We start from the raw sequence: 19,265 nt of genomic DNA, 5'->3' as shown, positions 1-19,265 counted from the left end.
AGGCTTGGATTCATGGTATGGATATGTTCTTGCTGAATGATATAAGCTTCGTCCCGGCTTATATGCACGATGAGTTGCCGGAAGAGAAATTAACAGTTGATGTGGAATTATCGGATGGTCAAATCCTAAGTGCGGGCCTTATTAATGCAAGCGTTATTCATACTCCTGGACACACCCCAGGAAGCATTAGTGTGCGTATCGGGGATACTATCTTTACAGGGGATTTGTTATTTAAAAGCGCAATCGGTCGTACTGATTTGTCTGGCGGTTCACACGAAACCCTTATAAACTCAGTTAAGGAAAAAATACTTGTTTTTCCCGATGATTTGAAAATCTATCCAGGGCACGGCCCATCATCTACCATCGGTGAGGAACGGACTAACAATCCATTTCTGGTAAAATGAAATGTCCAACTTGCGGCGGTATAGCAAAACAATGCACCACCAACACCTACTTAAGCCAGCTTAACAAGAGGCAGCACTCATCCACCGTTAAGAAATTTAAGCAATCAATCTGGCAATATCTATTAGTAGTTTGAATAAGTGACAATCCGGGGAGCAAATAATTCTTATTCAAGAGATGGCTTTAACAAGCCACTTTCTCTTTTGTTTCCTATTGTTACAGGTTAGATATCTGAGAGTTTTTACCTCAGCAAGAATCTTGCGAATGTAAAGAATGTGTAACGGAAGTATTAGCTTAACTGAGTGTCCTAAATATGGGGCTCACTCCGGTTTTTTCTCTAGCATTCCTACCTTTATTGCTTTCAGAAACCTGCCATCTGATATTTCCGCTGCTATTGCTTCATTTTTGCTTATCCCTTTTATGAGGCATAACTTGGCCCCGTCCGGAACCACTAACCTCCCATCAGCGTAACGACAAGCAACATCACCATTTCTTTCTGGTCTTGGGCTTATGTTTCGTACTGTCCTACCTACCTCCTTACCGATGTTTCTGGTAGGAATAGTTTCATTGACTAAACCATAGATTCTATCATTCCAGGCTATGCTAGTATTATATGATGGCCTTTCTTGAGCGCTCACTCTTGCCGTATTTACCTTTACTACCTTTTCAGGTTTTGTAGATGTGCATCCAGCTAGCATTACAAATATTATCGCAACGCTAGTTAATAATACTCCAACCAATGATCTCTTCAACGCAGTACTCCTTTGTTGCAAAAAATTCTAACTAGTTGATTAGAAGCGTGATGAGCGCAAAACTGGTATAGGCTTAAGTCTATACCTTATATAGTCTCTTAAGAATACTCTTTTTCTACTGCAGAAGTAAAGTACACTATTTGTCTCCGAATAACCGATAGCTAATACTGCTTGACAAGGTTTACATTACTAGTATATTAATAAAATAGACAATAAAAACATCGTATGAACTACTGCCAGTTTATGACAGTAATAATTACTGTTTTTATTAAGCGCTGGTTATTATACTCAATAATTCCCTAGACGGCACTTTTGGTTATTATGACGGACGATTCGAATAACAAATGTTAAAGGTAGGTGGTTCTATGATTTCCTGTTAATTAATCCTTAGTTAAATACACCTACCTTTGGCTCATTTGCCACTTGTCCACATACAACATATTTCTACGCGAAAGTGATTTCAGTACAATCAGCTAGTCCCCCCATAATTTACAATTGCTCATTATTTAATCTTATTATTTAATAATCGCGCACGAGCAACTGCGACATAACTTATTGCAAGCTTCTCTTGACTAACGAACCGGCTAGGTTCATGCTTATCCTATAATCTAGTAACATGTAGAATAATTATTATGACTGTACGAAACGCACTGCTAGGACTACTAGGACAGCGACCCAGACACGGCTACGAGCTTCATGCGGCATTTGAAGCCGTGGTGGGTGGAGAAGAGATTTGGGATGTCAAACCCGCCCAGATCTATACGACGCTGTCTCGATTAAAGGAAAGCGGGCTGGTTGTCGAAAAGGCGCTCGACCAGGACGGGGGTCCGGAAAAGCGCATTTATGAGATCACTGACGAAGGAAAACAGGAGTTAACCAGTTGGTTTATAACTCCGGTTAAGGGCGAGCATCAGCGCGATGAGTTCTTTGTCAAACTCATGCTCAGCTTAGCGACCAGGGAAGTGGACCCGTGCACGATCATCTATACACAGCGCGCCAGTCTTTACAAAGAGTTGCATGGTATGACCGTTCAGCGTGGGTCATCCGACCCGGAATCTGAGCTGGCCCACATGATGATGCTCGATAGGGCCATCATGCATCTCGAGGCGGATTTGCGTTGGCTCGATATGATCGAGGCGCGCATCGAAGATATACGGCGACAGCCGCTCCCAGAACCGGAACCGCGACCGCGCGGGCGACCCCGCAGTCGTTTGCGCAAAAACCGATAACCATTCTTTGGAGGTGCATACATTGGCAATTGTAGAAACATCACAGCTTACTAAAATCTATGGAAAGGACGAAACCGCCGTCACTGCACTTAACGGGATTAATCTTCAAATAGAGCCGGGCACATTTGTTGCCGTTATGGGGCCGAGCGGCTGCGGCAAATCGACCTTGCTTCATCTTATGGGCGGCCTGGATAAGCCGACATCGGGGAGCGTAATCGTTGACGGGCACGATATAGCGAAGCTCAACGATACGCAATTAACTGAGTTGCGGCGCCGCAAGATAGGCTTTGTCTTCCAGTATTTCAATCTGATACCGGTTCTTAGCGCACTTGAAAACGCGGCATTGCCGCTCACGCTCGACGGGGTTAAGCAACCCGAAGCATTAGAGCGCGCGACCGAGTGGCTTACCCGTGTTGGCCTTAAAGACAGAATCAGCCATAGACCGGATGAACTCTCCGGCGGGCAGCAGCAGCGTGTTGCGATGGCCCGTGCGCTCGTGGCCGAGCCGGCCCTTGTTTTGGCGGATGAGCCAACCGGCAACCTCGATACCCGGGCCTCGGATGAAATCGTGCTCTTACTCAAGCAGATATCCGAGCAATGGGACCGCACGGTGGTTATGGTAACCCACGACCCCCGTATCGCGGCCCATGCCGATAGAATCATCTTTCTGAAAGATGGCTCGATTGTCGACGAGACCAGGCTATCGCACAAAGGGCAAAAAGGCCAGGATGAAGAGCACGAGGTCCGCGAAAGGATGGGGCGTCTATGAGCTTCACGATTAGACTCGCCTTTAAATACTTATGGGCGCGGAAGATGCGAAGCTTCCTAACAACGCTTGCGATCATCTTCGGCGTTATGATTATTTTCGGCCTCAATGGAATGCTGCCTGCTATCATGAAATCTTTTGAACAAAATATCGCGGCCTCAAGCGGACAAGTCGATTTGAGCGTTATCAGCGAAACGCAGGGCGTCTTCGACGGCAACGTTGTAAGCAAAGTGCGTGGTGTATCAGGGATCGCCCATGCGACGCCATTGCTGGTTCGACCGATAATCGTGCCTTCTGCAGATGCGCCGAAGAACAAAGACGGGCAACCGGTTAGCTCGTTTCGATTGACCGGCATCGATCCGAAAACCGTCGCCGATGTGCATCCCTTGAGGGTCACAAAAGGCCGGGCTCTTTCACCTGCGGATAAGAACAGCATGCTCGTAACGACTAATCTGGCTGATACAACCGGACTTAAAGTCGGGGATACGCTGATCCTGCCATCAGGTACAGGAGAGACAAAGTTTTCGATCGTAGGGCTTGTAGAAGAACCACCGACCCCCGGTTCGGAAAACCTCTATATGCCCCTTAAGACAGCCCAGGCAGTACTCAACCAAACCGGCAAAATCAACACGCTTGAGGCACAATTTAGCTCTGGCGTAAATCGCGAAGAGGTGCGAAAGGCCGTTCTTGCGGCGCTTGATAGCGGTTTCGAGCTGGGCGGGGCTGAGTCAGGTAGTCAATACTTGGCAAGCATTCAACTAGCATAGTTCATCTTTAATGTGTTCGGCGTGCTGGCCCTCGCAATGGGCGGATTTATTATCTTTAACACTTTCCGCACGATCGTTGTAGAGCGGCGAAGGGATATCGCGATGTTGCGTGCGGTCGGCGCCTCACGCAAAACGGTCCTTAACCTCATCCTCGTTGAGAGCTTGCTGCAAGGCGTTATCGGAACAGCATTGGGCATGGGTTTCGGATACCTGATGGTCGTTGGGATGCTTGCGGCGCTACGGGCATTTTTTGAGCAACTAGTGCATTTGACAATCGGTGGACCTGTCTTTTCGCCGACCACCTATGTGGCGGCCATCGGACTAGGCATTGGTGTGAGTGTGCTGAGCGGACTCTTGCCCGCACTCTCGGCAAGCCGCGTGGCGCCGCTTGAGGCGCTGCGGCCGCCGACGGCAGAGGTCACGCGCAGGCAAATAACCAGGGGCGTTATTGCCGGTGCGGTCTTGATAGCGATTGCGCTATTGGGATTAGTTTCCGGAAACGCCGGGCTGGCGTCTTTGGGCGCCGTCCTATTTCTTGCGGGTCTGGTACTCGCGGGACCGGCACTGGTCAAACCGATTTCATCGCTCTTCGGACGTTTAGTCTTGATCGCTTTTGCACGCGAAGGACAGATCGCCGAGGGCAATCTGTCGCGTCATCCGCATCGCGCGGCGATCACGGCATCCGCGCTGATGATAGGATTGGCTGTTATTGTTGCGGGTGCCGGTATCACGACATCGGTATCTACGGGCTACATATCGTATCTTGATAAAAGCCTGCATGCGGATTACATACTGATGCCGCAATCGCTGGTGCTTGGAGGCGGCAACGTCGGAGCCGGCCCCGATCTTGTCAAAAGAATCCAAAAAGTGCCGGGTATTGAGGCGATTACAACCTTGCGTTATGCTGCGTCTAAGACGGGAAAAGTCGATCTGCAGGTGCTCGGCGTCAATCCGGTTGAATACCCTAAATTATCCGGTCTTGATTTCTCAAGCGGCGACCCGGATGCGGCCTATTCAGAGCTGGCGGGAGGTCGCTCGGTGATCGTAAACGGCATTTTCGCAAGCCAAAACAATGTGAAGGTTGGCCAAAATTTAACGCTGAAGACGCCGCAGGGCGCGAAAACCTACAAAGTTGTCGGAATAGGGATGGATTACCTCAACGCTAAGATCTCTACCGGCTATATTTCGCAGGATAACCTGAAGCGCGATTTTAACGAAACCGCCGATTTGCTCGTTATGGCGAATCACAAAGCGGGCGCAAATCCTACTGCGGTGAAGACTACGCTGAAACGTATCGTTAAAGATTATCCCGCGTTCACGCTGTTCTCAGTGGAGGAGTTTCGAACGAGTCAGGTGAAAACCTTCCAGTCTATATTCGTGGTCTACGACGTATTGATGCTCGTTCTTGCCATCCCATCACTCATTGCGCTTCTGAACACGCTCGGCATCAATGTGCTTGAGCGCACGCGTGAGATAGGTATGTTGCGCGCTGTCGGTGCAACGCGCCGACAGGTCCGCAGGCTGATTCTCGCCGAGAGTCTTCTGCTCTCGACGGTTGGTATTTCGTTCGGCCTTCTCGCGGGTGTATGGTTGGGATATATATTGATTGCGGGACTGAGCGTCAGCGGTCTTAAGCTTCCGTACTTCTTCCCGTATAGCGGTATCCTGCTGACTACCGCGGTTGGGCTTTTGATCGGCGCCGTAGCGGCGCTGGGGCCAGCACGGCACGCGGCACGGCTTAATATCGTTTCGGCACTGCAGTATGAATAGAACCGGCGATAGAAGTGGTCATAGGGCTAGCGCTAGTGATACAGTAATAATTCGATAAAGAACATTAAAAAAGGCCGCCCCAATTCTGGTGGCGGCCTTTATGATTTATAGGATTTAAGCGGCCATCTCGAAGCCGGTGCCTCTCGACGTGAGGTTCATCTGGGTTTGCATGACCTGGTTTATGTAATCGTTGGCCGGCATCTTTGGCATCATGAAGAGTTTGTCGGTTATCGAGAACCTTGATGCATCGCCCTTCTCGATACTACTGTAGGCCTCTTGCAACTGGCTTAAGTGATATGTGTCGCCGTTCATGGCATATTCGTGCGCGGCGCGTGCGCTTTCGGTTTTCGCCATTTCCATGCCAAGGTGATGGTTTCTGATCTCCATCAACTCGTTGAGCATGGCGTGTTCGAGTGGTGTTATCGTCGGGTCGAGCAGTGACTCGAGCATCGTGATGTGGAAATTCTCAACGACCGTCACCATGCTATAGAGCTGGCGGGCATTTGTTGACGGAAGCATGGTTCGTATCATTTGGAATGAGTTTCTCAGCTGCTCTTCGTTGGCGAGGAGCGTATAGAGGTGGACGAGAGTCGTGATGTCGGCCGTATTTTTGTCGAGTGGTTTTTTAAGCAAATCGCTGCTCGGAACGATCTGTTTCTCGAACGGCCGCCCCTCTTTTAGCTGAAGTTGGCCCTTTAGAATATCCTCAGGACTCATTCCTGAGCTTGATGCCATATCCGAGACTGCTTTTGTCTGGGTAAGGTGATCCATCAGCATGTAATCGTACGCGGTTTTCGCGGTCATATCCATCTCAAGCTGCGCGGCATCGGCGAACCCCATGACCGCGGTCATCTCGAGCGCCAGGCTCCGCTCCCACGGTGTCGTGTTAGGATCTACGAGAGAGCCCATAAGCGACTGGTGGTTTTCTTCCCAGAGGGCGATGCCCGCAAAAAGCTTCTTTAACTCTTCGTTGTCCGTCATCTCCATAAGCTGGTGATATGTGTTCCATTGGAATTGCTCGACCGCATAGCCCGATGTCGATTTGGCGAGTGCCATCGGGTCGAGTTGATTCTTGTGTACGGGCTCAACCGTCCATTCGTTGATACTGTCCCTGACCTCTTCGAAGCTCCCCATGTCGTTGTACGCCATACTATTTACCTCCCAAAATTAGTAGTTCCGCACATTTATACCCAGGGCCTCATAAACCTACCGATACGTAAAATCAGCCGGTTATTGATGCGGATGGTTGTAAACGCTGGATTCGCTCAATATCGGGGCTGCTGATGTTCTGGGCTATTCAGAAGGTGGGGCCGTTGCTTGCCCACGCCGTCGGCACCAAAAGGCTCGCCCGCATAGCGCTTCGCCTGGGCGGCGGGCCAAAGTTGTCTCGAGAGCTGCTGAAACGGTTCGACGCTATGGTGCCCACCGATCCGGATAAGATCGCCCACGTGATACGAGAAACGAACAAATTCGATAGTAGGCCGTGGTTGGGTCAAATTACGGCAAAAACGCTTATTGTTGCCGGGCATTTTTTAGTTTTGACCCATACCGATAAGCTGGTGGGCATACTTAAGGGGTTCCTGTTAAAGGGTGATAGTGCTGCAGCCATCTAATCCCGGGCGCACTGGGTATACTTATTCTAATACATAAAGAGGAGTAGCTACATGGCCTTTTTTAACCAGCGTGTCGATTATTTCGAAAAGGTGCAGAACACCCCGTGGTACAGGAAGATACTGCAGGAGTTCGTCGATTTTCTCGAAGTCACCCCCGAGATGAGCGTGCTTGATGTCGGATGCGGGCCGGGGTATCTTACGCGACTGCTTGCCGAAAAGGCCGCCGCCGCGGCCTGCGTTGATCTTGCCCCTACGATGGTCGAGAAGGCAAAAGAACTGGCTGAGCGGGAGGGTATTGAAAACGCGTCGTATTTAGTGGGCTCGGCGGTAGCTCTTCCCGAGAAAAGCGAAGCATTTGACCTGGCAGTGGCAACCTCCGTCATCTATCTCGTAGAGGACCCGGTGCTTGCCGTCAAAGAGATGGCGAGGGTTGTTAAGAAGGGTGGCCGCGTCGCCATGCTCAACCCATCGGATACGATGGTCTATGGTAACGTAGAGGAGTTTATCGAAGAGCACGGTGTGACCGGTTTTGAGGCGGAGTCGCTTGAGAGCTGGATGTACGCTGCAGAAAGCAACCGCAGGTTCTCAGAGCAGTTTGCGCTAAACTCATGCATGAGGCCGGTCTGCGGGATATCGTAAACGAGTGCCACCATAAAGGCATGGTGCTCTTTACCAAGGCCACCAAGAAATAACGGTGAGGGTAATCAGGTGAGCGGCACGTTTACGTGCCGCTCTTATAGTTCAACATTCTTATCGGTATTTACGAATGCTATTTCCCGGTTTTTTGCTTCAGCTCGGTTAAAATTTTATCGAGCTTCTTCATATCTTCGCCGTACCCCGCCCAATCGCCGTTGCGCTGCTTTTGCTGGGCATCGGCAAAGAGCCTTGATGCCTGGTTTACCAGATCCTTAATCGATCCCGGTATCGCCGGGGTCGATGGTTTGCTCACCGTGCCGGTAGCACCCTGGTTATTCTCTTCACCCTGGCCGAAGATGGCATCGAGCGCCGATGTAAGGTCCTCTTTCATCACGATCTTAGAGCCGTAGGAGACGATGACCCGTTTAAGCTCGGGCAGCTCGGTTTGCTCGGCCTGCAGGTAAAGCGGCTCGATATAGAGGATCGAGTCCTCGATTGGAATGACGTATATATTCCCCCTGATGACACGCGAGCCTTTCTGGTTCCATAGCGACAATGCCTGCGAAATGTCGGGTGTCTGGTCGATACGCGCCTCGATCTGCATCGGCCCGTAAATGAGCTTCTGCTTGGGGAACATATAGACCAGCATTTGTCCGTATTGCTTGGGATCGCAGTTGATCGCCATCCACGAGATCATGTTGTTCTTAGTGCCCGGTGTAAATGTGGTCATGATCAGGTATGTCGTCTTGTCTTCGCCTGGCAGGCGCATCTCTACGTAGTATGGGGCGATGCTCTCTTGCTCGCCGTTGACCGCCTCTTTCGAGATATTCCATAGATCTTCCTTATTATAGAATACTTGCGGGTCGTCCATATGGAAGGTCGCAAACATGCCGCTCTGTATACTAAAAAGCGATTCCGGATAGCGAATATGCGACATCAAACCGGCCGGCATCTGCGAGCTGTCTTTGAACAGTTTCGGAAACGCCTTCTGATATGTCCTGATAATCGGGTCTTTCTTGTCGAAGACGTAATAGTTGATATCGCCGCTATAGGCATCGATGACCACTTTGACGGAGTTGCGAATATAGTTGTTTCCATTTTCGTCATAGGGCTGCGAGTACGGGTAATGGTTGTCCGTTGTAAACGCGTCGAGCATCCAATAGAGCCTGCCTTTATCGATTACGATATAGGGATCGCCCTCGTATTCGAGAAACGGCGCGATGAGCTGGGCGCGGTCGATGATATTGCGATTGAACACAACCCGGCTCTCATCCGTTAATGAATCGGACAGAAGCAGTTGCAGGTCACCAAAACGCCAGGCGGTAGCTATTTTCTTACCCAGGCTGTCGAGCGTGATGCCGCCCGATCCCGCATATTTGGAGTACTGGTTTTCGTTGCCCCTCGGATAGTCGAATTCGCGCGTCTTAGTATCGACGATGATGTATTCGTTTGTCGCCTCTCCGAAGTAGATCTCGGGCCTGGTCACGTTAAGAGCGGGGATATCCGTTTTCGGGGGAATATCCTTTATGACCAGCTTCGGCAGGCCTTCCTCGGTGAACTCGTTTACCTTGTTCGCGACAACGCCGTAGCCATGTGTGTAGACAAGGTGCTCGTTAAGCCAGGTCTTAGCGTTGTCGGGTAGGTTGTCCGTGTTAAGCTCGCGCGCCGAGATCGCGACCTGGCGGCGGTCGCCGTCTATGAGATAGCGGTCGATATCGACATCAGAAAAATCATAGTAGAGACGTATGCTCTGAATCTGCTTATACGTTTTGCCGAGCGGTTGCCAATCCCAGAGCCTGACATTATCGATGGTCTGCTTGTTCTTATCAAGTCCCGTCCTATCGAGGTTCTGATCTGCAGAGAACTGCTGCTGCTTTATCGTATCAAGGCCGTAAGCCCGGTTTGTAAACTTAATCCCCTGTTTGATGTAAGGCGTTTCTTTTACGATCTCATTCGGTGAGACGCTATATTGTTGCACCAGCGCGGGGTAGACGCCGCTCACGACGATCGATACCGCGATAATAAACAGGATACTTGCGGCGGGGAGTTTCCATCCCTTGAAGTGGATGTTAACCATGAACATGATGCCGGCGATAATCGAGAAGTAAAATAGGATACTCAGCGCCGGCAGTTTCGCATGTATGTCCGTGTATCCGGCCCCGAACACAACCCCGACGTTGGAAAGCAGCAGGTCATACGAGCCCAGCTTGAATGATATCGCGAGCAGTATCATTAGCAACCCAAGCAGGACCGAGAGGTGTGCTTTGGTATGGGGGGCAAACGTATTCGCCCCGGGTCGAAACGATATGTTACCGTTGATCCAGTGTACCAGGGCGGTTAAAACCACCGCCAGTATAAGCGCCTGTAAACCTATCCCAAGAATCCCTTTATAAAAGGGGATCGAAAACATGTGAAACGCGATGTCCCGTCCAAATACCGGGTCTTTGATCCCAAACGCCGTTTGGTTCATGAACCGCAAGACAAGGTTCCAGTCAGCCGATGCAAGCACGCCTACGCCGAACGCGACGAGTGTGGCGACCGCCAGCAGGATGAGGTTGAAAAACCTCGTAAATATCGGCGATTTAAAGAACCGCAGGATTTGGTAGAGCGGGTCGTCCGGTGAGCCGCGCCACATGGGAAATACCGGCGCCATCTTCTTGGCGATGAGCATGTTGATGTAGAGGAACACGAAGAACGCGAACCCGGCGATGGCCCCTACCGTGAATTTTAGCCTAAGGATGTCTATGAAGACGGATGTATAGCCCACCTCCTTAAACCACAACCAATCCGTAAAGAGAATAACGAGTGATTTTGAGAACGTCGCGAGTAAGAAAATTACGACAAAAGCTAAGAACGTAATGACTTTGATTCTGCTTGTGTTCAAAGTGCCCTCCCGAGCGAAGAATTTGGAAGTGGGCGGCAACTCGTTGCCATCCATATTCATTTAACTAGAGGTGCGAGTAAAAAGCAAATTCCAAAGGGTTTTATTTTGAATAAGTAAGTAGCGACTGGTAAATTTTGTAATATTACAGGGGTATGTATACAGTAAAGTTTTGGCGCTTGCCGGGTGGCTGATGCGGGCAACGAAAAACTGCCCGTAAACGCACAGAAACCCCCATATTGGGGGGTTTCTGTACCTTGATGGCCTTAGTAAGTCTAATATACCACTACCCCCTAGGGTATGCAATACTTAATTCGAAATATTTTCAAAAATTATTTGCCGTTGAGGTTCTCGGCTTGTTAAAGACCCCTTTTCGTCAGAAAAGGCGCATCCTCTCATTTTCCATATGCCTTGCAGTTCATAGAGCCGCAAGGTCACTTCTTCGTGGCCCAATCCTTTTGGCGCATCGGCTTTGACCACGGCGAAGTAATCGTTCACGGCGATCGACTTGAGCCTGATGCCGCGTATTCTGCCGGTCACAAGCTCGCTGATAGAGAGGATGTCGCGCATGGTCTTAGCCATATTGCATGTTTTTGGGTTCACGATGATCTGAACCGATTGGCATTGAGTAGATCCGCCGGTGCCGTTACCGATACCAGTCCTAGTCCTTTTTATTCTTGCCATAATAATCTTCCTCCCAGATATGTAGACTTTGATGCGCATGGGCGCGCGATACGCTATAGGATTGCCAGGGGACGTCCTCGACCGACGCCAGGCGTTGCTTCAGGTCGTCATTGATCCACCCTTCACGCTTGTCGTCCCTTAGCAGGTAGTAGGCGGCGACCATCTGATCGATTGCGTCTTCGGACAGGCTGGAATTGTAGATCAAGAGGTCCTTGTTGTGCGTTACTTTATACCTGGCGATATTCAGATGCGCGATGACCTGGTCGGTGTTTATGATGTTAAGCCCGATAAGAAACGCTACTGCGATAGCAAATGCCCGCAGGCTAAACCAGGCCTCGTTGCGATGCACAAGTATCTTGATAAGAAATAGCAGGAAAATGATACCGAGCATGACGATAAACACCTGGGTGTAGACGCGAAGGACGGTATAGCCGTATGCCGCCTCGTAGATAAGCAAGCGTTTGAAGGCGGAAACCATTATGATGACCACCTGGCCGATTAAAGCGCCCGTCAGCGCCTTGAATTGGAGCGAATGGCGCTTACCGGCCGTTTTTGTCTTGGCATCGGTCTGCCAGATGATCAAAAATGAAAGCAGAGCTACCGCGACCAGCTCGAAAAATCCCCGGTGCGCGTATTCGGCGTAGGTAAATCCCTGCGCGGAGATAGTATGATTGCCGCCGAAGAGATAGGTGAACTGTAAGGCGATAAAGACCAGGAAAAGGGCGTTGATCGAGCCGAGAAGGATAGATGATTCCACAAAGCTGATGCTCCTGAGGCGACTGGCAACCGCAACGACCTGGGTATGTTCTGAGTCGGGATCAACTGCCGGTTGCAAGCGGTACCGGTAGAAAATATAGCCGAATACCAGAGTGATTATGGTTGGCGGCAGGAGACTATACTCTGCATGAAGCGAGAAAGGCATTTCGATCAGTTGAGATTCGATATAAGCAAAGGTTGACTCTAAAAATATATAGGAGCCGATTAGAGCGAAAAAGCTTACAACCCCGAGCACAAGAACGCCCCTGATAAACCCAAGGTCAAGCAGTTTACCGGCAAGAGCGACTTCGAGATCCTCACCTTGCTGCTGCTCACCATGACGGTAAAAGGCGTAGCCGAACATCCCGGTTATGAGAATGAATGCAACTCCCAGAAGCAAGGTATGCTCCATGAAGTTCAGGCGCTCGAAAAACCTGGCGATGTCGGCCAGGTATTTATGAAACACGAGGTCCGCCGAAGAGAGCAGAAGCGCGAACACGGCGAGCGCGGGAAGCGTGATTGCCGTGCCGCGGGCCACCTGGCGCAGGGTTGTGTTTCCGCGAAATTCGTCTTTGAGATATACCAGGTCTTTTAATGTCCGGAAGCCCTCGACCAGCGACTGAAGAGATGCCCCAAAAAGCTGGCGAACATACCTGGCGACGACAAAATCGCGAATCGATAAACCCGTGATACGACCAAGCAAAAGCGCAAACAAGTAGAGCGAAAGCGTGATGTCAAAGGCGACAAGCACGCTGCTCGAGCGAACAAAAACAAATGATGATAGCACAAGTACAGTGATCATGAGGGCCATAGCCTCGGCATCGAGCTTCGTCATGAACCACCGCATAAGAATCAGCGTGGCAATAAGCATAAGTACGGTAAAAATAGGAAACGAAATCCCCGGGATTTTATGGTAAAACAAAACATCAAAACAAAGAGAAAGAACCAGGGCGCTTGTCGTTATCAATAACGGCTTGAGAAAGTCTTTTTTCATATCCACCTCACTTATTCTGGTTCGCAAGCAATCTTTAAATGGCGCTACCCGAAACCGAGCAATCCCCCTTTCTTGGATGCCGTCATGTAAAGTCTATGTGCCGGGGATATGGGTGTCTGTTGGTAGAAATGCTAGGCAAGCGAGTTTAAGCAGGTGAGATGGGTGGATATACGCAGAAGTAACTAGGTAAAAGTAGATGGCTTTCGGGATTTAATAAACGTTCGCTATTGATTCCCGTTTCCGTTGATATCCAGTGAGCCGAACCAGTCAAGCAGATCGTCTTTTGTGAGGAGGCCGGTTACCACGCAGTAGATGGCGCAGTCGGCTTTATCGCGCGAGCCGATACGGGTTTTGATGTCCTCCACGTGTTTGCGAACCGTCGGTAGTTTTATATCGAGGGTATCGGCGATTTGCTTATCTGAAAGGCCTTTCGCGCGGAGCGTGATTATCTCGCGCTGGCGTGGGGTGAGCAGCTCGAGGAGCCTGTCGACCGACTCATCGCCGTCGTCAAAGAGGTCGATTGCCGGCTCTTGAAGCCGGGTGACTTTTGAAGCTTCGATATAAAAGTGCTTCATCTTATCGACCTCGGTTTCGGTGAAGAGGCCCAATCTCGTTCCGATAAACCGGCTGAACCAGATTCTGAGGGCATCGGCAAGCATGTGGGTGCTAAGGGCGAGCGCGGCCACCAGCACGACGATTGCCGCGGGAACATCGAGGATGCTACCTTCTCCGATAAAGACGGCCCCCGCATATACGAGGGTGATCGCGAGTGCGCCGATAGAGACGTAAATCGCGTCCTTTTGCAGTGCTTCCCTTTTAAGCAACGCGTTATATTTAAGGATTGCGATCGCAACGATTATGATTCCAATCGCCATAATTCTGTTACCGGTAATAAAGCCCGCGCTGGCGCCGGTTATGCTGGTAATCAACAAACCGGTCGAGGCTATCCAGAACAGGAGGCTTCCCAGGCTGAGCCACAAGAACTGCGGGTGCTTTCTATCCTGCCACCAGGCGATGAGGAAATTTACCAGGGCGATGGATATCATAAGGAAGATGAATGCGGTAAACAGGATATAGCCCGGTCCGGTCGGGATGCTATGGTATTTAAGCGGTAAGTCGGCATTGTTTAGTGCGCTGAATTTAAAGAGGCTATCGGTAAAGGCACCGGCCAGCAGAAAGAGAACGGCGATTCCGTAAAAGGCCCCTGTCATGGCACTTGACCGGATCGCATTTAAAACCGTACCGAGCGAGCGGCCGATAGCGCCGTCCACCCGAAGAGGCTGGGTTGCTTTTTGAGAGAGGTGAAGCCAAAGAACCGGGGCGAAGGGCAGCCACCAGAGTGATTTTTGGTAGAGAATGAGCTGGGTTTTTGATGAGGCCGTACCCACCATGAATGTGCTGAAGAGATAGAAGAAGACCGTCACCATGGCCCCGGAAGCCAGTTTCGACACGCTATCTTCGGGGTTGACGCGGAAGACGTACAGCGCAAGCCATAAAAAGGCGAACGCCGTGCCGACCGTAATGAGACTCGATGGATATTGGGTTAAAACATCGCCAAGTGTCATAAAACCCCTGGGGCGCGGTTGCTATCTACTTCCTTAATTTAACGACATACGCATCATACTTGCAAGCCAATCCTATGGTTTTACCGTGGCCGTGCGATTAACCTTGCCGGTTGCAAGACTGCCGCCCTACCAGGGCGTTTTATGACCCTCAGCAGTCGCTTGACGTATCGTGTGCATGGGCGGGCGCTTCAGTGATATGCGGCTTGTCGTTTGGGAAATACGGGCACTTATCATCCCTGCACGCATGCGGGTGTTTTTCCATGTAGGCGCACGATGGTGTCGAATTGTGGACTGGGAGGGCTTTATTAAATACCTCCTGTATTACATCCACCGCAACATTGAGTGCCGTGCGCACGTAGGCTTTACAGCAGCTCGGCCCGGTGAGATCGGTTATCGCTCTGGAAACCCTGGTCGCTGCCTCCATGGTAATCTTTTGCTCGATATCTTTGCCACACTTTGCACCGAAGAGGATCGAGAAGCATGCGCCGATTGCAGGAGTAACCCCACAAACGCCGGTAAGGCCGCAGTAACCGCCGATAGCTTGGCGCTCGACCCGTTTAAACGCTTCCTTTATATTCTCATTAGTGATTTTGACGAATCCGTTGTTTTTTATAGCCGCCATGAGCGCTCCGGCCGCGATGAAAGCATGCTGGCAGCCGAGCATCGGCAACCCAGGATGGCTCATCATGAGTTCTGCTATTTCTATGGGGTCTTGGGATCGTGTAGTAAACGCGATATCTTCAATCGCCGGCATCGACCCCAGATTATGACAGGAATCGCATATGTAATGGCTCTGCGGGCACTTGATATAGCCCTGCTCTGTTTTGCCGCAGTAAGCACAGGTCAGCGGCTGCGATTGTTCAAGGTACTCGAGCTCAGAGCCGCAGATCATGCAGTTTTCCGTGTTATGTGCGGTAGCCGTCCCCTGTGCTTCCTGCCCGGAAGGTGATTGATGTTCACTGACATCAGCCGGTTCAGCTCAGCAACTCGCGCCTTCTATGTGCTCGTACTCGATCATAAACGAACCCCAGTTCCTTTTTAAAGATTCAGCTCATCGGGTTTGCACCCTTCTTTGCGACGGCGTGAGCAGATGCTTCTATTTTACCACGTTCGCGAATCAGCGGAACGTCTGCGTTTAACACGCCGTTACTGTTCTTGCTCATGTTTGATGCTTGATACCAACGGGTAACAAATCGGCAAAAATCACAAAACCATTCGATCTTGGGGGGCCTGATGAGAGTTGCGTTAATACAGCCTTCGCGCGAGCATTATATCGGTTTCCAATACGTTGCGATAACCGAACCGCTGGGCCTTGAGGCTATCGCCGGTGCACTCGGCGAGCATGAAGTCTCTTTGCTTGACATGCGTTTTGATAAGAATATCGAAGGATTTCTTTCTGCCGTTAAGCCCGATGCGGTCGGCGTTGCGATCCCGTTTACCACCGCCGTTTATGCGGGCAGGGAAGTCCTTAAGGTGATTAGAAGGCTATTACCCGGCGTATTTACGTTCGTCGGCGGACATCACGCGGCGCTCAACCCATCGGATTTTCTTGGATATTGTGATGCAGTTGTTCTGGGGGAAGGGGAGGAAGTCGTTCCCGAGTTATTGCGCCGGGTTGAGGCGCTCGATGAGATTCAAACGCTACCGGGGCTTATGCTTGTAAAGAGCGGTGAGCCGTTTTTTACCGGCGAGCGGCCGTTGATCCCAGATCTCGATGCGCTTCCCCCGGTAAACCGCTCTATCGTAGCGCCTTATGCCGAGCGGTATTTTTTCCGGGATATGGCGCCCGTCACCGTAGTCGAGACCGCCAGAGGATGCCCGTACCGCTGTACGTTTTGCTCTGTATGGAAGTTTAACAGGGGGCAGTACCGGCAGAAAAGCCCAGAGCGCGTAATCGAGGATGTCAAGGCGGTTGGTACTAAGGATATCCTCTTTTCGGATGATAATTTTTTAAGTAATGTGCAGCGAACCGAGCGGGTCTACGAGTTAATGAGGGATGCGGGCCTAAACAAGCGGTTTGGATGCCAGGCGCGAACCGACACAATCGCAAAGAACCCCGCTATGATACGGCGGATGCGAAGTGTCGGCCTGAATTGGGTGCTTATTGGGTTTGAGAGCTTCAACCAGGACCACCTTGCCAAGCTTAACAAAAAGACCGATGTCGAGACAAACGAGGAAGCCGTGCGCGTCCTGCACGATAACGATATCGAAATCTGGGCGGCGTTTATCATCGACCCGGACTTCGGCCGCAACGAGTTCAGGCTGCTTCAAAAATATATCCGTCGCCTCAAGGTCAATTCATGCCAGATAACCGTACTGACACCGCTTCCCGGGACAGAGTTATTCAAGGAAAAACTGAACGAGCTTACCAGCCGCAACTATGAATTATTCGATTTCTTCCACGCCGTGCTCCCGACGAAGCTGCCCTTGGAGCAGTTCTACAGGGAGTTTTGTAAGCTGTATCGCGGCGTTACAGTCGGGCCGAGCATAAAAGAGTTTCTTAAGACGCCGAAGAAACTATCCCCGGGCAATATCGCCCAGGGCATCCACGTATTCAATAACATGCTGAGACCGAAAGGGTATCTTAAAGGCCACTTCTAAACCGACCAATCGTTTTAGCTTAAGCCAGCTTCCCTCTCCTAATTACCAAGCAGCTAAATAGGGTATTTATTATGTAAACGTTAGAAAAAGGAGATTCGGGTGGCTCGGATTATTCCGCAGATCGGCCGCTTGGCTATTTCACGACGATACAGGAACCGGTACCGGGAGATCACTGGGGCTCTTCTCAGGCACGGATTTGGATTTCTGGTAACCCAGCTCGGCCTGACCCGGTTTGTTCCACTTCAGCTTGGACTTCTTGGACATCCACGGCGGGTTGAGCCGTATACCCAGGCCGAGCACGTGCGGATGGTATTTGAGGAACTCGGGACTACCTTTATCAAGCTCGGCCAGGTTTTAAGCACCAGGGTGGATTTGCTGCCGCCCGAATACATCCATGAGCTGGAGAAATTGCTGGATAGCGTTCCGCCGGTAGACTTTGAGCCTATCCGCTTGGAGATCGAGATGGAGCTGGGTCTCGACGTGGACCAGATATTTGCGCGCATCGACACGGCGCCGCTTGCCAGCGCATCGATCGGCCAGGTACATGCCGCGACGCTCATGACGGGCCAACAGGTTGTCATCAAGGTCAAGCGCCCGGGGGTTGAGGAGCAGGTCAAGATCGACGTTGATATCATCAATGAGCTGGCGAGCCTTGCAAGCAGGCGCCTTCCGATTGTAAGAAACTACGATATCGAGGGAATAGCCAGGGAGTTTACTCAAACACTTCTTAGTGAGCTGGATTATCTGCAGGAGGGCCGCAACGCCGACCGCTTTCGTAGGAACTTCGAGGGAGACGAGCGTGTCCATATCCCGCGCATTTACTGGGATTATACGACCTCCAGCGTTATTGTGATGGAGCGTATATCCGGCCTGCGCATCAACGACCGGAACGCCCTCATCGGGGCGGGCCTGGAGCCCCCCGTGATCGCCATGCGAAGCACCGATCTGCTTATGGAGCAAATATTCATCCATGGTTTTTTTCATGCCGACCCGCACCCGGCCAACTTCTTCGTCATGGAGGGTGGGGTAATCGGCCTGGTCGATTTCGGCATGGTGGGCTATGTCGACCAGGACACGAAAGGGAACCTCGTCGACCTTTTTATCGCGGTCTTCGACCAGGACCCCGACGGCATCATCGATGGCTATATCGACCTCGGCGTTGTAGGGCGTGTCGAGCGCTATGCCGAGTTGAGAAGCGAAATCAGCTCCATCATCGTTAAGTATTTTGGATTGTCGCTCAGGGAGATCAACGTCCGCACCGTCCTCAACGATGTGACTTCGCTTATCAGGCGGCACAACCTGCGGATGCCGGCAAACCTTGCGCTCCTGGTCAAGACGATTTCAATGGAAGAGGGCCTTGTTATGCACCTCGACCCAGACTTTAGATTCGTCGAGGCCATGACGCCGTTTGCGAGGAGGGTGTGGGAAGAGACCCGTTCTCCATTTGCCCTCGCCAAAAAATCGGCCCGCGCATTGCTTGATTACGCCGATATCGGCGTCAACGCCCCGCGACAGCTCCGCAGGATTTTGGGACAGCTCTCGAGGGGCGAACTTGCGGTTGTCACGAACCAGCCCCGGCTCGATGAAGAGCTTATCCGTGTTAATTCGATGGTCAACCGCCTTATTTTTGGGATCTTAACCGCGGCCACGCTCGTATCGGTAAGCCTTGCGCTCCCATTTTTCAGCACGTTCTTTGCCAGATGGAGGAAGCGCATATCGGGAAAAAAGCCAGCGGATTAGCAGGTCGGATGATTTGGAACAAGTTGGCGCTGGTTATTGTCTTACCGCAAAGTGTAAAATCTGTGGTGTAGCTATTAGGGAAGGAGAATGCAGCCGTTTATGAGCGAGC

At 51.0% G+C, this 19,265-nt stretch carries 15 protein-coding genes and 1 pseudogene; 9 read left to right on the top strand and 7 right to left on the bottom strand.

The features are described 5' to 3' along the window. A partial coding sequence (locus tag ACYC56_RS04685; RefSeq protein ID WP_461373024.1) for an MBL fold metallo-hydrolase occupies positions 1 to 404 on the top strand: 404 nt, incomplete at its 5' end. Positions 405 to 722: 318 nt separating this feature from the next. Here the strand turns inward: ACYC56_RS04685 and ACYC56_RS04680 are convergent. Then, the gene (locus tag ACYC56_RS04680; protein ID WP_461373023.1) at positions 723 to 1,154 is read right to left on the bottom strand and encodes a hypothetical protein; all 432 of its coding nucleotides are present in this window, start codon (positions 1,152 to 1,154) and stop codon (positions 723 to 725) included. 632 nt (positions 1,155 to 1,786) lie between these two features. On the opposite strand from ACYC56_RS04680, the gene ACYC56_RS04675 reads away from it, so the two are divergent. The 4 genes from ACYC56_RS04675 to ACYC56_RS04660 are packed head-to-tail and all read left to right on the top strand — an operon-like array spanning position 1,787 to position 5,686. Beyond that, the gene (locus tag ACYC56_RS04675; RefSeq protein WP_461373022.1) at positions 1,787 to 2,383 is read left to right on the top strand and encodes a PadR family transcriptional regulator; all 597 of its coding nucleotides are present in this window, start codon (positions 1,787 to 1,789) and stop codon (positions 2,381 to 2,383) included. 13 nt (positions 2,384 to 2,396) lie between these two features. Further along, a complete protein-coding gene (locus ACYC56_RS04670) occupies positions 2,397 to 3,152 on the top strand; it encodes an ABC transporter ATP-binding protein (RefSeq protein ID WP_461373021.1) in 756 nt (251 codons plus the stop codon). Next, positions 3,149 to 3,916 carry an ABC transporter permease gene (locus ACYC56_RS04665; RefSeq protein ID WP_461373020.1) on the top strand — a complete coding sequence of 256 codons (768 nt, stop codon included), beginning with the start codon at positions 3,149 to 3,151 and terminating at the stop codon, positions 3,914 to 3,916. The genes ACYC56_RS04670 and ACYC56_RS04665 overlap by 4 nt, the downstream gene beginning before the upstream one ends. Before the next feature lie 12 nt (positions 3,917 to 3,928). After that, entirely contained in the window at positions 3,929 to 5,686 is a 1,758-nt protein-coding gene (locus tag ACYC56_RS04660; protein WP_461373019.1) for an ABC transporter permease, read from the top strand. 114 nt (positions 5,687 to 5,800) lie between these two features. On the opposite strand, the gene ACYC56_RS04655 is transcribed toward ACYC56_RS04660, so the two are convergent. Continuing rightward, a complete protein-coding gene (locus ACYC56_RS04655) occupies positions 5,801 to 6,835 on the bottom strand; it encodes a hypothetical protein (RefSeq protein WP_461373018.1) in 1,035 nt (344 codons plus the stop codon). Positions 6,836 to 6,969: 134 nt separating this feature from the next. Here ACYC56_RS04655 and ACYC56_RS04650 point away from each other — a divergent pair, with 134 nt between their 5' ends. Then, positions 6,970 to 7,299, top strand: coding sequence for a hypothetical protein (locus ACYC56_RS04650; protein ID WP_461373017.1), 330 nt, complete (start codon positions 6,970 to 6,972; stop codon positions 7,297 to 7,299). 51 nt (positions 7,300 to 7,350) lie between these two features. Beyond that, positions 7,351 to 7,938, top strand: coding sequence for a class I SAM-dependent methyltransferase (locus tag ACYC56_RS04645; protein ID WP_461373016.1), 588 nt, complete (start codon positions 7,351 to 7,353; stop codon positions 7,936 to 7,938). 130 nt (positions 7,939 to 8,068) lie between these two features. Here the strand turns inward: ACYC56_RS04645 and ACYC56_RS04640 are convergent, their stop codons facing one another. From ACYC56_RS04640 to ACYC56_RS04620, 5 genes and pseudogenes are all read right to left on the bottom strand, one after another. Continuing rightward, entirely contained in the window at positions 8,069 to 10,819 is a 2,751-nt protein-coding gene (locus ACYC56_RS04640) for a UPF0182 family membrane protein (RefSeq protein ID WP_461373015.1), read from the bottom strand. A gap of 306 nt (positions 10,820 to 11,125) precedes the next feature. Then, on the bottom strand, positions 11,126 to 11,500 hold the full coding sequence (locus ACYC56_RS04635; RefSeq protein WP_461373014.1) for a hypothetical protein: 375 nt from the start codon (positions 11,498 to 11,500) through the stop codon (positions 11,126 to 11,128). After that, positions 11,478 to 13,250, bottom strand: coding sequence for a DUF4153 domain-containing protein (locus tag ACYC56_RS04630; protein WP_461373013.1), 1,773 nt, complete (start codon positions 13,248 to 13,250; stop codon positions 11,478 to 11,480). The genes ACYC56_RS04635 and ACYC56_RS04630 overlap by 23 nt, the downstream gene beginning before the upstream one ends. A 224-nt stretch (positions 13,251 to 13,474) precedes the next feature. Further along, positions 13,475 to 14,815 carry a helix-turn-helix transcriptional regulator gene (locus ACYC56_RS04625; RefSeq protein ID WP_461373012.1) on the bottom strand — a complete coding sequence of 447 codons (1,341 nt, stop codon included), beginning with the start codon at positions 14,813 to 14,815 and terminating at the stop codon, positions 13,475 to 13,477. Positions 14,816 to 15,029: 214 nt separating this feature from the next. After that, positions 15,030 to 15,746, bottom strand: a pseudogene (locus ACYC56_RS04620) (DUF5714 domain-containing protein); the annotation flags it as partial. Between the two features lie 302 nt (positions 15,747 to 16,048). Between ACYC56_RS04620 and ACYC56_RS04615 the strand changes: the two are divergent. After that, positions 16,049 to 17,416, top strand: coding sequence for a B12-binding domain-containing radical SAM protein (locus ACYC56_RS04615; protein ID WP_461373011.1), 1,368 nt, complete (start codon positions 16,049 to 16,051; stop codon positions 17,414 to 17,416). Positions 17,417 to 17,515: 99 nt separating this feature from the next. Continuing rightward, on the top strand, positions 17,516 to 19,156 hold the full coding sequence (locus ACYC56_RS04610) for an ABC1 kinase family protein (protein ID WP_461373010.1): 1,641 nt from the start codon (positions 17,516 to 17,518) through the stop codon (positions 19,154 to 19,156). The last annotated feature ends 109 nt before the right edge of the window (positions 19,157 to 19,265 follow it).

This window comes from Candidatus Aquicultor sp. (assembly GCF_054640775.1).
This window is presented reverse-complemented; position numbering and strand designations above follow the sequence as displayed.

What these genes read in the sequence shown, in the direction of transcription:
- ACYC56_RS04675 (WP_461373022.1), top strand. Translation starts at nt 1,787, where the DNA reads ATGACTGTACGAAACGCACTGCTAGGACTACTAGGACAGCGACCCAGA.
- ACYC56_RS04665 (WP_461373020.1), top strand. Translation starts at nt 3,149, where the DNA reads ATGAGCTTCACGATTAGACTCGCCTTTAAATACTTATGGGCGCGGAAG.
- ACYC56_RS04655 (WP_461373018.1), bottom strand. Translation starts at nt 6,835, where the DNA reads ATGGCGTACAACGACATGGGGAGCTTCGAAGAGGTCAGGGACAGTATC.
- ACYC56_RS04650 (WP_461373017.1), top strand. Translation starts at nt 6,970, where the DNA reads ATGTTCTGGGCTATTCAGAAGGTGGGGCCGTTGCTTGCCCACGCCGTC.
- ACYC56_RS04645 (WP_461373016.1), top strand. Translation starts at nt 7,351, where the DNA reads ATGGCCTTTTTTAACCAGCGTGTCGATTATTTCGAAAAGGTGCAGAAC.
- ACYC56_RS04635 (WP_461373014.1), bottom strand. Translation starts at nt 11,500, where the DNA reads ATGGCAAGAATAAAAAGGACTAGGACTGGTATCGGTAACGGCACCGGC.
- ACYC56_RS04630 (WP_461373013.1), bottom strand. Translation starts at nt 13,250, where the DNA reads ATGAAAAAAGACTTTCTCAAGCCGTTATTGATAACGACAAGCGCCCTG.
- ACYC56_RS04625 (WP_461373012.1), bottom strand. Translation starts at nt 14,815, where the DNA reads ATGACACTTGGCGATGTTTTAACCCAATATCCATCGAGTCTCATTACG.
- ACYC56_RS04615 (WP_461373011.1), top strand. Translation starts at nt 16,049, where the DNA reads ATGAGAGTTGCGTTAATACAGCCTTCGCGCGAGCATTATATCGGTTTC.